At 64.6% G+C, this 13,865-nt stretch carries 13 protein-coding genes and 1 pseudogene; 1 reads left to right on the top strand and 13 read right to left on the bottom strand.

Translation table 11 applies throughout. The features are described 5' to 3' along the window. The first annotated feature begins 7 nt into the window (after nt 1–7). Nucleotides 8–1,855, top strand: coding sequence for a glutaminase A (glsA, locus tag UNPA324_RS15305; RefSeq protein WP_141935033.1), 1,848 nt, complete (start codon nt 8–10; stop codon nt 1,853–1,855). Between the two features lie 201 nt (nt 1,856–2,056). Here the strand turns inward: glsA and UNPA324_RS15300 are convergent, their stop codons facing one another. The 13 genes and pseudogenes from UNPA324_RS15300 to UNPA324_RS15240 all read right to left on the bottom strand — a co-directional run bounded on the left by UNPA324_RS15300 (nt 2,057) and on the right by UNPA324_RS15240 (nt 13,836). Next, the gene (locus UNPA324_RS15300) at nt 2,057–2,359 is read right to left on the bottom strand and encodes a nucleoside triphosphate pyrophosphohydrolase family protein (protein WP_164936014.1); all 303 of its coding nucleotides are present in this window, start codon (nt 2,357–2,359) and stop codon (nt 2,057–2,059) included. Between the two features lie 28 nt (nt 2,360–2,387). Next, nucleotides 2,388–2,915, bottom strand: coding sequence for a carboxymuconolactone decarboxylase family protein (locus UNPA324_RS15295; protein ID WP_141935032.1), 528 nt, complete (start codon nt 2,913–2,915; stop codon nt 2,388–2,390). Nucleotides 2,916–3,404: 489 nt separating this feature from the next. Then, on the bottom strand, nt 3,405–3,764 hold the full coding sequence (locus tag UNPA324_RS15290; RefSeq protein WP_128917711.1) for a Zn-ribbon domain-containing OB-fold protein: 360 nt from the start codon (nt 3,762–3,764) through the stop codon (nt 3,405–3,407). Continuing rightward, nucleotides 3,761–4,897, bottom strand: coding sequence for a thiolase family protein (locus tag UNPA324_RS15285; protein WP_141935031.1), 1,137 nt, complete (start codon nt 4,895–4,897; stop codon nt 3,761–3,763). Before UNPA324_RS15285 ends, UNPA324_RS15290 begins: the two co-directional genes overlap by 4 nt. Before the next feature lie 22 nt (nt 4,898–4,919). Further along, nucleotides 4,920–6,118: pseudogene (locus UNPA324_RS15280) on the bottom strand (CaiB/BaiF CoA transferase family protein). Between the two features lie 124 nt (nt 6,119–6,242). Then, complete coding sequence (locus UNPA324_RS15275; RefSeq protein ID WP_124158772.1) at nt 6,243–6,449, bottom strand: hypothetical protein; 207 nt, start codon at nt 6,447–6,449, stop codon at nt 6,243–6,245. A 184-nt stretch (nt 6,450–6,633) separates the two neighbouring features. Further along, nucleotides 6,634–7,803 carry an acetyl-CoA acetyltransferase gene (locus UNPA324_RS15270; RefSeq protein WP_128917714.1) on the bottom strand — a complete coding sequence of 390 codons (1,170 nt, stop codon included), beginning with the start codon at nt 7,801–7,803 and terminating at the stop codon, nt 6,634–6,636. Nucleotides 7,804–7,863: 60 nt separating this feature from the next. After that, complete coding sequence (gene eda, locus UNPA324_RS15265) at nt 7,864–8,514, bottom strand: bifunctional 4-hydroxy-2-oxoglutarate aldolase/2-dehydro-3-deoxy-phosphogluconate aldolase (RefSeq protein WP_141935030.1); 651 nt, start codon at nt 8,512–8,514, stop codon at nt 7,864–7,866. 17 nt (nt 8,515–8,531) lie between these two features. Then, entirely contained in the window at nt 8,532–9,500 is a 969-nt protein-coding gene (locus UNPA324_RS15260; protein WP_141935029.1) for a sugar kinase, read from the bottom strand. A gap of 24 nt (nt 9,501–9,524) precedes the next feature. Then, the gene (gene denD, locus UNPA324_RS15255) at nt 9,525–10,511 is read right to left on the bottom strand and encodes a D-erythronate dehydrogenase (RefSeq protein WP_128917717.1); all 987 of its coding nucleotides are present in this window, start codon (nt 10,509–10,511) and stop codon (nt 9,525–9,527) included. A 68-nt stretch (nt 10,512–10,579) separates the two neighbouring features. Continuing rightward, a complete protein-coding gene (locus tag UNPA324_RS15250; protein WP_430641867.1) occupies nt 10,580–11,446 on the bottom strand; it encodes a carbohydrate ABC transporter permease in 867 nt (288 codons plus the stop codon). A gap of 52 nt (nt 11,447–11,498) precedes the next feature. Further along, the gene (locus UNPA324_RS15245; protein WP_164936022.1) at nt 11,499–12,416 is read right to left on the bottom strand and encodes a carbohydrate ABC transporter permease; all 918 of its coding nucleotides are present in this window, start codon (nt 12,414–12,416) and stop codon (nt 11,499–11,501) included. Between the two features lie 100 nt (nt 12,417–12,516). After that, nucleotides 12,517–13,836 (bottom strand): ABC transporter substrate-binding protein, encoded by a 1,320-nt coding sequence (locus UNPA324_RS15240; RefSeq protein ID WP_128917720.1) that lies wholly within the window; start codon nt 13,834–13,836, stop codon nt 12,517–12,519. Nucleotides 13,837–13,865: the final 29 nt, after the last annotated feature.

Here is a 13,865-nt window from a genome sequence, read left to right as displayed (position 1 = left end):
TGAGGCGATGACACCGCTCTCGCCTCTCGCCGCCGCCTGGACCCGCTCGAAACCGCCTTTGCTGCGGTTTCTGGACAATTGCCTCAATGAATTCTCCGCCGAAACTGCGGGCAACGTCGCCGACTACATTCCCGAGCTGAGCAAGGCTGATCCTGCCCATTTCGGCATCAGCCTCGCGACATTGGATGGCCACGTCTACGAGGTCGGCGACTCCAGGGTGCCCTTCACCATCCAGTCGATGTCAAAACCGTTCGTGTTCGCGCTGGCGCTGGACCTTTTGGGCGCAGGCAAGGTTGAGAGCGCGATCGGCGTCGAGCCCTCGGGCGATCCCTTCAACTCGATCCGCCTCAACTCCGAGAACCACCCGTTCAACCCGATGGTCAATGCCGGCGCAATCGCCTGCACCGGGCTGATCCACGATAGCAAGGGCGCGGATGCCTTCGAGCAGATCCGTCTCGCACTCGGCCGCTTTGCGGGCCGCGAGCTCGCCGTGGACGAGGCCGTCTATGCTTCCGAAAGCCAGACCGGCGACCGCAACCGCGCGATCGGCTACTTGCTCAAGACCAACGCGGTGATCTCGGACAACGTCGCCGCCGTGCTCGACGTCTATTTCCGGCAATGTGCCGTGCTGGTCACAGCGCGCGATATCGCAGTGATGGCGGCAACGCTGGCCAATCGCGGCGTCAATCCGGTTACCGGCGAGCGGGTGCTGAGCGCTTACGCGATCTCGCGCACGCTTTCGGTGATGACCTCCTCGGGCATGTACGATTATGCCGGCGAATGGATCTACCGCATCGGCATTCCCGCCAAGAGCGGCGTCGGCGGCGGCATTCTGGCCGCGCTCCCTGCCCGCCTCGGGCTCGGCAGCTATTCGCCAAGGCTCGACAAGCACGGCAACAGCGTGCGCGGCATCAAGGTCTGCGAGGCGCTGTCGGCGCATTACGACCTGCACATGCTCAACCGCAGCGACGATGCCCGCAACGCCGTCATCGCCGATTACGACATCGGCAAGAGCCCGTCACGCCGTGTGCGCCGGCCGCAGGAGCGTGAGATCCTGGCGGCCCATGAGCAGGAGGTGCGGGTCATCGAGCTGGTCGGCACGCTGTCGCTGTCGGCCGTCGACTACGTCTCGCGCCGGCTGGCCGGACGACCGCGGCCGCAAATCGTCGTGTTCGACCTGCACCGCGTCACCTCGACCACGCGCGCCGGTGCGCGCCTGATCGCCGAAGCGTTCGAGGAGCTCGCGGCACTGAATGTCACGGTGGTGCTATCCGGCGTCGGGCGCGCCTCCAGGGAATGGGAGTCTTTGCGGGAATGGACCGCCGAGCTGAAGAACGTCCGCGACTTCTATCTGCTCGACACCGCGATCGAATGGGCGGAAGATCAGATCGTCTATCGCTATGGCGGCTCGATCGACTTCCACGAGACCACCGCACTTGCCGAGCAGCCGCTGCTATCAGGCATGAGCGAGGAAGAGCTGACGGATCTCGCCTCGATCTGCACGATCCGAACCTTTCAGGCCGGCGCGAAGATCATCACCACGGGCGATCCGGCCTCCTCCCTGTTCTTCCTGCGCAGTGGCGCGGTGCATGTCACGCTGCCCGATGGCGTGCGGCTGGCGACGCTGACTGCCGGCATGGCCTTCGGAGAGATGGCGCTGCTCGAGACGAAGCGCTCGGCCGACGTGTTCGCCGACATGGCGGCGACCGCGTTCGAAGTGCCGCTGAAGGAGTTCGAACGCTTCCGCAAGCAGCACCCACGCGCCAGCGAGCGCATCATGCGCAACCTCGCGCAACTGCTCGCCGACCGCCTGATCGTCGCCAACGCGAAGGTGGATATTTTGACGTCGACGTGAGCGGCGGGATCCTTGCATTTTGCGCGAGCTGGGCGCGCGCCTCGTCCTTCGAGATGACCGCTTCGCGGTCTCCTCAGGATGAGGCCAAGCGGCATCGTTGCTCGTTGAAGCTGCTGCCGCGTCCTCGGTCCTCATCCTGAGGGCCCGCCACCGGCGGGCGTCTCGAAGGAAGGCCACAGTGAAGTCGTTGCCTCGCTCGTCTCAGCGGCTCGCGGCCTCGCTCAGCCGACGCTTGATCTTCTTTGCGCTGGCCTCCAGCAGCTCGGATGGCTGCTGGCCGGTCGCGGCGCACAGGCAGGCCCAGTAGTAGATGACATCACCGAGCTCATCGACCAGACCCGCCTTGTCGAGCCAGTCGTCGCGCAGCAGCTTCTTGATGTGGTCGGCGACTTCGCCGGCCTCGCCGGCGAGGCCGAGCCCGAGATAGGACAACCGCTCGTTGGACGGATGCTCATCGACTTTGGCAATGGTTGCGGCCCAGGCCGCATATTCATCGATCGTCATGAGCATCCCTCGCAAGCCAAGCTTTGGATCAGCCCACCACTTCAGTGACGGGCTGGAGATCGATCTCGAACGTTTCCAGAAATTTCGAGGTCATGATGTAGAAGCCGACCGAGAGCTGCAGCTCGACCAGCGCGGCCGGCGTCAGCTTTGACGCGATCGCCTTGAAGGTCGCATCCGTCGGCTTCTTCAGCTTCACGATCTCGTCGGTGAAGGCGAGCGCGGCGCGCTGCACCTCATTGAAGCAGGTCGCGGCCTGCCAGTTCTCGAGCGCCTCGTTCTGTGCGTCGGTGACGCCGACATTCTTGCCGATCCGCTTGTGCGCGACGATCTCGTACGGCGCCTCACACAAGATGCCGGTGCGGGTGATCGCGAGTTCGCGAACGATCGGATCGAGTTCGCCCTTGTGGCGGATCGCGCCCCCGAGCCGGCAGTACTGTTCGAAATAGCTCGGCGAGTGCGACATCATGCGGAAGATGTTGGCGTTGCGGTTCTTGTCGAGGATCTCGCGGGTGCGGTCGGATGCCTTGGACGGGTCGCTGTAATCGATGCGGGCCATGATTTTCCTGAAGTTTTCCCTGAGTTTTTGATGCTTTTTGTAACTGCCGGCGAGAGTTCCTTGAAACTCTATTCTTGCACCGACGCGGGAGCAACATCATCGAGTCAAAATGCCGCCGCATTGCTGATCGACCTTGAGACAGTCGATATTCGCCGCGTGGGGAGACATTGCGGTGAGTACTCGAGAAGTGGGGTGTTCCGAGTAAAACAATTGGCCGTCGGGTGCGCTAGCCGCACAACGATGAGTCACGCCCAAGTCTAGGGAGTAAAGGCATGAAGGAAGCCACCAAGGGGGCGGCCTCGGGAGCGCTCGCGCATATGCTGGCGGTGACGGCGATGCTCGTCATCGCCAGCATCTTGTTCTACGGGCGTTAGTTCGAGTTTTCGAGTTTTCGTCATTCCGGGGTGGCTCTCGCACAGGCCAGGCCCAGAATCCCGTTCCAGGCTCGGTCCCTTGGACCGCCCCCGAATGACGAATCCCGCTCCCCCACTATTTTTTCTTAGCAAAGAACGGCACGAGCTTGCCGGCGAACGGCCTGAAGCTCGCAACAACCGAATCGCCGATGGCAAGGTCATTCTCGCCGTGCGCCATCATGCGAAATCCCTCGGCGCAATCGACCAGCAGGATGTTGTAGGGCACGTGCGCCCGCGTCTCGGGCGTCGCGGCGCGGCAGACCAGCGAGGTGGCGTAGACCCTGCCCTTGCCGCTGGCGCGCAGCTCGCGCGGACCCGATTCGCCACACGCCGCGCAGAAGGCGCGGTGGAAATACTGCACGTGCCCGCATGAGGTGCAAGCCTGGTAGGTGATGGCCTCTCCGCCTTTGGTCCAGCCTGCCAGAGGTTCACTCATCGCACCCGCTCCAGGAACATGCTCACGTGCGACGATAGCACGCCGCCATCGCCATGCAGCAGCGCGATCGAGGCATCGCGCACCTGACGGGTCGCCGCCCGTCCCGTCATCTGCAAATGCGCCTCAACCAGATGCGCCATCGCGCCGCCGACGCCGCAATGGCCGTAGCTGAGCAGGCCGCCATGGGTGTTCAGCGGCATCGCACCGTCGCGGCCGAAATGACCCGCGCGCACGCGAGCCGCGGCTTCGCCGCGGCCGGCAAGGCCGAGGTCTTCCAGCAGCATCGCGAGCGTGATGGTGAAACTGTCGTAGATCGCGGCGTAGCGCACGTCGGAGATTGCGAGGCCCGTGGCTTCCTTGACACGGGCGATAGAGATTTCCGCGCCGAGTTCGCTCAATGCCGGTGCTGCGGTGACATGCTGATGCGTGTGCGCCTGGGCGCAGCCGCGGATGCGCACGCCCGCTTCCCCGGTCCGCTCGCGGCTGACGACGAAGGCCGCGCCGCCGTCTGACACCGGGCAGCAGTCGAGCAGCTTGAGCGGCATTGCCACCGGCTTCGAGGCCATGACGTCGGCGACCGTGATGGGATCTTGAAATTGCGCGCCGGGATGGGTGCAAGCGTGCGCGCGCATCAGCACGGCGAACTCGGCGAGGTCTTCTTCGGACACGCTATATTCGTGCATGTATCTGCTGGCGACGAGGCCGTAATAGGCGGGAATGGTCGGCCCCAACGGCACCTCGTAGTCGGGATGACCGACCTGCGCCAGCGCCTGGATCGAGGCATCGCGGCTCTGCCCGGTGAGGCGGTTCTCGCCGGCGACGACGAGCACGTTGCACGCAACGCCTGACGTGACGAGGTGATGCGCCAGCATCGTCATCGCGAGCCCCGTGGCGCCGCCGACCTGCACGGCGTGGGCGTAAGACGGGCGGATGCCGAAATGCTCGGCGAAGACGGTCGCCAGCATGATGTGGGGCGAGACGGTAGAATAGCCGCAGAGGATGCCGTCGATCTCGCTCCGCTTGAGGCCAGCGTCATCGAGCGCGGCTTGCGCGGCCTTGCTCATCAGATCGAGCGAGGACGAGCCTTCATGCTTGCCGAACGGGGTGAGGCCGACGCCGGTGATGAAGCTCATGGTCGCTCCTCCTCGTCATTCCCTACTCCGGCGCCGAGCGGGTGACGCCATCGCGCACCATGGCGGCGATCTCGTCTTGCGAATAGCCGAGCTCGCGCAAGATATCCGCGCCGTGCTCGTTGAGACGCGGTGCGAGCTGCACCGGCTCCGCCTCGGTCTCCGACCAAGTCGCCGTCACCTTCATGCTGCGGATCGGGCCCTCGGTCGGATGGGTCACGACCGGAAAGAAATTCGTCGCTTCCAGATGCGGATCGTGCAGGATCGAGGCGAGATCGTGCATCGGCATGACCGGCACGTCGGCCTTGGTCAGCAAGTCGATCCATTCGGCGGTTGTGCGCGTCTCGAAGATGCGCGCGAGCTCGGCATAGACGACGTCGATGTTGGCAGCGCGGCCGGCGAAGGTTGCGAATTTGGGATCGGCGCGCAGGTCGTCGCGGCCTGTCGCCTTGAAGAATTCTCCCACTGCTTGTCATTGTAGACGATGACGCTGAGATAGCCGTCCGAGGTCTTGTAGGGCCTGCGGTCGCGCGAGAGGTGGCGGGCGTAGCCGCCCTTGTCGAGCGGCGGCTCGTAAGTGAGGCCGCCCATATGGTCGCCCATGACGAAGCCGGCCATGGTCTCGAACATCGGGATGTCCAGACGCTGGCCGCGGCCGGTGCGGTCGCGGTGCACCAGGCTGGCGCAGATCGCGCCGACCGCGGTGAGACCGACGATGCGGTCGATCAGCGCGTTCGGCACGTAGCGCGGCACACCGTCGCCGGTCTGCGCCATCAGCGCCGGCAGCGCGGTGGCGCCCTGGATCAGATCGTCATAGGCGGGCTTTGCCGCATAGGGCCCGTCCTGGCCGAAGCCGAACACGCCGGCATAGACCAGGCGCGGATTGATTGCGGACACGACATCGTAGCCGAGCTGCAACCGCGCCATCGCCTGCGGGCGGACGTTGTAGACGAGGACGTCGGCGTCCTTCAGCAGCCGCAGCACCGCATCGCGACCCGCTGGCTTCTTCAGATCGAGGCAGATCGAACGCTTGCTGCGGTTGGTGTTGAGAAAGACCGGGCCCATGCCGGCGTGGCGCATCGGGCCAATCAGGCGGGTAACATCGCCGTCGAGCGATTCCACCTTGATGACATCGGCACCATAGTCCCCGAGCATCTGGGTCGCATACGGCCCCATCAGCACGGTGGTCATGTCGATGACCTTGATGCCCTTCAGCGGCCCCATCGTTCGCTCCCGATTGCGCGGGCTCTGGACACGGCCCGGCGATTTCGGCAGCTAAGGGCACTGATGCCCCGCGCGCAAGGCCGGCCGGCGTATGGCCGCATGCGCCGCGCGGCGATACCGGCCGCTATTTCTTCTGCCGGGATTCGCGGATCTTGAGCAGCCGGTCGAGCTCCTCGTTCTGCTGGCTGATCCGGTCGGCGATGCGCGACTCGTTCTGCTCGCCCGAGGCGGCCGCGGCCTGCTCGATGAGCTGCCGGATGTTGTCCTCGAGGATCGCGATGCGATCGTTGAGTGCGTCCATCGACAGCGAGTCTTCGTAGTCATTGCTCATGATGCATTCCCTGCAAGTCAATCAAGAGCTTTAGGGGCCCCCGGCGTACCGACCATGATCTAGCGCAAAGGTCGTAGGGTGGATTAGCCGCAGGCGTAATCCACCAAATCTGTCCCCGCGGAGACAAAAGAGGTGGGTTACGCCAGCACCTGCGCTTCGCGCAGCCGCAGGCTAACCCAGGAGCCTACTTCAGCGGCTCGAGCACGGAGACGTAGTTCGCGACCGCGGCACCGCCCATGTTGAAGATGCCGCCGAGCTTGGCATTCTTGAGCTGCATGCCCTCGGGTGCCTGGCCTGCGAGCTGCATTGCGGTCATCACGTGCATGGAAACGCCGGTGGCGCCGATCGGATGGCCCTTGGCCTTCAGACCGCCGGACGGGTTGACCGGCAGCTTGCCGTCCTTCAGCGTCCAGCCTTCCTTGATGGCGCGCGCGCCCTGCCCCCTCGGCGTCAGGCCCATCGCTTCGTATTCGATCAGCTCAGCGACCGTGAAGCAGTCATGGGTCTCGACGAAGGAGAGATCGGACAGCGTGACACCGGCCTTCTCCAGCGCGCGCTGCCAGGCGACGGTGCAGCCCTCGAACTGCAGGATGTCGCGCTTGCTCATGGGCAGGAAGTCCTGGGCATGCGCGGTGGCGCGGAAGCCGATCGACTTCGCCATGCTCTTGGCGGTCTCGGCATCCGCCAAAACCAGCGCCGCGGCGCCGTCGGAGACCAGCGAGCAGTCGGTGCGCTTCAGGGGGCCGGCGACGTACGGGTTCTTTTCGCTCTCGGCGCGGCAGAAGTCGAAGCCGAAATCCTTGCGCATCTGGGCGAAGGGATTGGCGACGCCATTCTTGTGGTTCTTGGCCGCGATCAGCGCCAGCGCATCGGACTGGTCGCCGTATTTCTGGAAATAGGAGCTGGCAATCTTGCCGAACACGCCGGCGAAGCCGCCGACGGTGTCGCCGTCCTCAGGCAGGTAGGATGCCTTGAGCAGGTTCTTGCCGATCTCTGCGCTGGGGGTGCGGGTCATCTGCTCGACGCCGACGACGAGCACGATTCTAGCCGCGCCTGCGGCGATCGCGCGCAGGCCCTGGTGCACGGCGGCAGAGCCCGTCGCGCAGGCATTCTCGACCCGGGTCGCCGGCTTGAAGCGCAGCTTCGGATCGGCCTGGAGCACCAGCGAAGCGGTAAAATCCTGCGGCGAGAAGCCGGCGTTGAAATGGCCGAGCACGATCTCGTCGACATCGCCGGCCGAAATGCCGGCATCGGCCATCGCCTCGTTGGCGACGCGGGTGACGAGGCTTTCGACGGTTTCGGTATCGAACTTGCCGAACGGCGTATGCGCCCATCCGACGATGCTGGCGGTCATGGTCATCTCTCCCTGGGGGTCTTGTCCTGAGCTAAGTCTTAGCCCAGGGATGGCAAGACTTCACGCGGCTTTCAGGGCCTTCAGGCTGCGCTGGCAGATGGCAGTTATGCCCGCCCAGTTCCCGGCCCGGATCTCCGCCGTCGGGCACAGCCAGGACCCGCCAACCGCGACCACGTTGGGCTCGGCCAGCCAGCTCGCCGCATTGGCCTCGCCGACCCCGCCGGTCGGGCAGAATCGCACGTTCGGGAACGGACCACCGAGGGCGCGCAGGCCCTTGATGCCGCCGGCCTGCTCGGCCGGGAAGAATTTTGCGACGTCGAAGCCGTGCGACAGCGCCATCATCAGCTCGGACGCCGTGGCAATGCCCGGCGCGAACGGCAAGGAGCTATGGGTTGCGGCCTTCAGGAGATCGGGGGTCAGGCCCGGGCTGATGCCGAAGGCGACGCCGAGCTTCTCGACCCGGGTGAAGTCGGCCGGATTGAGGATCGTGCCGATGCCGACGACAGCCTCGGGCACTTCGGCCATCATCGCCCGCGCCGCCTCGATCGCGACCGGGGTGCGCAGGGTCACCTCCAGCGTGCGGACGCCGCCGGCGACCAGCGCACGCGCCAGCGGCACGGCATCCTGGATGCGCTCGATGGTGAGAACGGGAATGACGGTCGCCGCCTTGAACAGCGCGACGAGATGATTCTGTTGGGCGGTCGTGGGCATCTGGTGGATCTTTTCGTTTACTTGGTCGCTTGACGCGTGGTCGCCGGCCGGTGCCGCTTCTTCGGCGGCATGGCATAGCCCGGAATGATGGCGCCAGGATAGCAGATCACGAGGCTGGCAAGGCGATGCCCGGCCTGGGCGGCCTCGACCGGCTCGGAACCGGCGAGCCGGGCGGCGATGTAGGCCGCGGCAAAGCTGTCGCCGGCCGCCGTGGTGTCCACGACCGGCTTGGTCATCGGCTCGGCGCGGACCTCGCTCGTGCCACCGGGGGAGCGCAGCAGGCTCACCGGCTCGGCGAGGCGGAACACCAGCTCGGGCGTCGGGATGCGCGCCATCAATTGCTCGTTGCTCTCGCCGGGATAGAGCGCGAGCAGGTCCTCGGTCGAGGTCAGGACGATGTCGGCAGCCGCGAACGCTGCGGCAAACACCTCGCGCGCGACGTCGCGGTCCGGCCATCCCCGCGCACGAAAATTGGTGTCGAACACGAAGCGGGTGCCGAGCAGGCGCGCGCGCCTGATCGCCGCGAACAGGCGATCGCGCCCCGCCGCATCGTAGATCGAGAGCGTGATCGCGGAGAGATAGACGATGTCATAGCTCATCAGCGAATTGAGCAGCTCGTCGGTCTCCGGCAGGCTCATCAGCTGGCGCGCCGCCGCGCTGTCGCGCCAGTGAAAGAACTGGCGCTCGCCCTTCGCATCGAGCTGGATCATGTAGAGGCCGGGCAGCTTGCCCGCGATCCGCACGACGCGCCTGGTGCCGACGTTCTCCGCGTTCCAGGCCGCGATCATCTCATCGCTGAGACCGTCATCGCCGAGCGCGGTGAGATAGTCGACCTTGACCTCGAGCCGCGCCAGATAGACGGCGGTGTTGAGGGTATCGCCGCCGAAGCCGCGTGAATAAAGGCCGCCCCCCTGCCCCGCAGACGCGCCGCCTTGCGCCTGCCTGAGCTCGACCATGCATTCGCCGATGCAAGCAACGCTCGCCATCACTAGGGCCCGCTCTGTCAGAGATCAGGCGACGAAATTGCCGCCGAGCTCGTCTTCGATGTGAATGCGGATGATGTCGTCGAAAGTCTTCTCGGCGGTGGTGAAGCCGAGCTCGCGGGACCGCTTGGCATCGAAATTACGCGGCCAGCCGCCGACGATGCCGACGATGAAGGGATCGGGCTCGCGCTTGATGCGCGCGGCGACCTTCTCACCCGCAACCCGCTTCAACGCGGCGATCTGTTCGCCGACCGTGGCCGACAGACCCGGCATGGTCAAATTGCGGCGCGGGCCGACCGCGGCAAGATCCATGGTGCCGGCGTGAAGCAGGAAGCCGACCGCCGAGCGCGGCGTGGCGTGCCAGTGACGAACGTCCTCGGACACCGGGAGCACCGCTTCCTTGCCGGCCAGCGGCTCGCGCAGGATGTTGGAGAAGAAGCCGGAGGCCGCCTTGTTGGGCAGGCCAGGACGGATGCATATGGTCGGCAGGCGGATGCCGATGCCGTCGAGGAAGCCGCGGCGCGAATAATCGGCGAGCAGGAGTTCGCCGATCGCCTTCTGGGTGCCGTAGCTGAGAAGCGGAGTGTGGAAGAACTCGTCGCCGATCGCATCCGGGAACGGCGCGCCGAACACCGCGATCGAGGACGTGAACACCACCCGCGGCTTGTAGCCGCCGCCAACGAGCCTGACGGCATCGAGCAGCATTCGGGTGCCGTCGAGATTGATGCGGTAGCCCTTGTCGAAATCGAGCTCGGCCTCGCCCGAGACGATGGCCGCGAGATGGAAGATCACGTCCGGGCGGCCGGCGATCAGTTTTTCGGCCGCGCCCGGCACAGCGAAATCGCCCGACACCGTCTCGACGGGGAAACCGGCCTTCTCCGGCCTCTTCGGCTCGACCACGTCATGCATGGTCAGTTTCGTGATGTCGCTCTTGCCGAGGCGACCGTCGCGCAGCAGCCGTTCACAGAGTTTGCGGCCGACCATGCCGGCAGCGCCCAGAACCAGAATGTGCAAGAGCTCAACTCCTTGTTATTGGCCGGAGCGCGCCACTCCTGACGCGCTCTCGGCTAGCCGCCCCGCGATCATTCCTTCACGGCGCCGGTCATCGCGGACACATAATGCTCCACGAAGAAGGCGTAAAGGATGACGAGCGGCAGCGAGCCGGCCAGGGCTCCCGCCATCAGCGACCCCCAGCGGTAGATGTCGCCGTCCACGAACTCGTTGACGATCGCGACTGGCACCGTCTTGTTGCTGGTCGACTGCAGGAAGGTCAACGCATAGATGAACTCGTTCCAGCACAGCGTGAAGCAGAAGATGAAGGCCGAGATCAGGCCGGGAATCGCGAGCGGCAGCACGATCTTGATCAGGATCTGCCAGCGGCTCGCCCCGTCGATCAGCGCGCATTCCTCGAGCTCGAACGGGATGGTCTTGAAATAGCCCATCAAGAGCCAGGTCGAGAACGGGATCAGGATGGTCGGATAGGTCAGGATCAGCGCCAGCGGCGAATCGAACAGGCCGTACTGGAACACGACGGTGGCGAGCGGGATGAACAGGATCGACGGCGGCACCAGATAGGCGAGGAAGATCAGCCCGCCGACGAGGTTGGCGCCCTTGTAGCGCAAGCGGACGATGGCGTACGCCGCGAGCACCGACGCGATGATCGAGAGCACCGTGGCGCAGATCGCCACATACATCGTGTTCCAGAGCCAGTGCGGATAGTAGCTCTCGAACAGCAGCTTGTGGAAATGCTTGAAGGTCGGATTCCAGGTCCAGAACGGGTTGAACCTGTCGAGATCGAGCAGCTGATCGTCGGGCTTCACCGAGGTCAGCGCCATCCAGTAGAACGGAAACAACAGCACCACGACGATGATCGTGAGCGGCAGGTACAGCGTCACGATCCGGCGCGGCACCGACTGGAGATAGCTCATGCCCTCGCTGTGATCGGCCATAGGCGCCGAGCCCGACAGCACATTCTTGAGATCGATGGATCTGGTGGGCAGGTCAGTCATTGCTCTCTCCCTGCTGCCATTTCCGGCGCTGCAGGCCGAACCAGGACACCATGATCGCAGCGAGCAGGAACGGAATCATGGCGCTGGATATCGCCGCGCCCTCGCCGAGCTGCCCGGCGATGATCGCGCGCTGGTAGGACAGCGTCGCCATCAGATGGGTGGCGTTGACGGGGCCGCCGCGCGTCATCGCCCAGATCAGCTGGAAGTCGGTGAAGGTGAACAGCACCGAGAAGGTCATCACGACGGCGATGATCGGCGTCAGCAGCGGATAGGTGATGAACCGGAAATTCTGCCAGCGCGTCGCGCCATCGAGCGTTGCGGCTTCATAGAGCGACGGCGACACCGTCTGCAGGCCAGCGAGCAGCGTGATCGCCACGAACGGCACGCCGCGCCAGATGTTGGCGAAGATCACGCAAATGCGGGCCCAGGTCGTGTCGCCGAGGAAGTTGATGTTCTGATCGATCACACCGAGATGCCTCAGCGACCAGGAGATGATGGAGAATTGCGAATCGAAGATCCACCAGAACGCCAGCGCCGAGAGCACCGTCGGCACGATGAAGGGGATCAGGACCATCGCGCGCAGCATCGCCTTGAACGGCATGTTCTCGTTCAGCAGCAGCGCGAGATAGAGTCCGATTGCAAATTTGAGGGCGCTGGCGACGAAGGTGTAGAGCAGCGTGTTGAACACCGACAGCCAGAAGATGGAATCGTCCCACAGCCACTCATAATTCTCGGTGGCGACGAAGTGCCCGACCCTGCCGATCCGGGTGTCGGTGAAGGACAGCCAGATACCGAGTCCCAGCGGATAGGCCAGGAAGAAGATCAGGAACGCCATGGCCGGCACCATGAACCAGAAGCCGAGCCAGTTGCGATTGTGTTTGAGCTGGGTCCAGGCGCTGTCCTCGCTCATCTGAGGCTTGGCCCGGGGAATTGCGACATCAGCCATGCCCGATATCCCTGATCGAAATGTTGACGAGCGGGCGGCGCAAGTGCCGCCCGCTCCGTGACCCTCAGCGATAGATGCGCTTCAGCTGGCGCTCGGCTTCCGCCATCGCGCCCTTCGCATCCTTGGTGCCGGTGCAGTAATTGGCGAACATGTCGACGACGATGAAGTCGGCGATTGCCGTTGCCGCCTTTTCGCCGACCGTGCCGATGCCGGACGCCGGCAGCGTGCGCTTGGACGCCTGCGCGAACACGGCGTTCTTGGGATCCGCCGTCCAGATCGGCGCCGACTCATAGGCGTTCAAGGTCTGCGTCAGATAGCCCTGCGCGCCATCCAGCCACTTCTCGTAGTTCTCCTTCTCCAGCATGAAGGCGACGAAGGCCTTCGCCGCGTTCGGGTACTTGGTGAAGTTGAAGGCGAGGATCGGCAGCGCAAGCTGCAGCTCGGTCGGCTTGCCGACCGGTCCGACCGGCCAGAGCGCGTGATAGGTATCCTCGGCGAGCTCCTTCTTGCTGGCATCGGTCTTGGCGGCGACGTAGATCGAGATGCCGTTCGCCGTGCAATAGAGCTCGCCGGCGAGGAACGCCTTGTTGTTGGAGGAATCGTTCCAGGACGCGGTGCCCGGGATGAAGTTGTCGTACAGCGCCTTGCAATATTCCAGCGCCTTCGCCGTCTCCGGCGAATTGATGATGATCTTGTCGTTCTGGTCGACCGTGTAGGCGCCGTGGCCCCACAGCACCCAGTGCAGCCAGGAATTGCCGTCGCCCGAGGCATGCCCGAGAGCGAAGCCGGCCGGCGTGTTGTTCTTCTTCAGGGCCTTGCACATCTCGAGGAAGCCGGGGAAGTCCTTCGGGAATTCCTTGAACCCGGCCTTGTCGAGCGCTGACTTGCGGTACGTCATGTAGCCGCCGTTGGTTGCGACGGGAATGCCGAGCCAGTCGTTGCCCTGCTTGCAGGTCTTGGCCGCCGCATCAGTCCAGCCGCCATATTTCTTGCCGAGATAATCGGCGACGTCGTTCATCTTCAGCACTTTGGTGGGAAACAGCTGCGGCAGCGTGTGCAAGCCCCAGGCGAGATCGAGCCCCGAGCCGGTATTGGCCGCAACCGAGGCCTTCGGCTGCACGTCCTCGAAGGACTCGCTGAACACGTTCATCTCGGTGCCAGTGGCCGCCTTGAACGCCGCCACCATTGCGTTGAACGCATCGTCCTCCTGCGGCACGAAGCGCTTCCATCGCATCACGGTCAGCTTGGCACCGGGCTCCGCCTTCCAGGGCGCGCTCTGCGCCCAGGCCTTGGCGAACTCGAACAGCGCCGGCCCCGTGAGCATGCCGGTCGCAGCCAGTGCAGTTCCGCCTTGAAGCAGCGTCCGGCGGGTAAAGTCTTGCATGTCGTCCTCCCTGTGATGCTTTTTTGTTG

Origin of the sequence: Bradyrhizobium sp. UNPA324, assembly GCF_006658635.1 — a bacterium.
Taxonomy (GTDB): domain Bacteria; phylum Pseudomonadota; class Alphaproteobacteria; order Rhizobiales; family Xanthobacteraceae; genus Bradyrhizobium; species Bradyrhizobium nanningense.
Note: the sequence above shows the minus strand (reverse complement) of the source record. Positions and strands in the feature narration are given on the sequence as shown.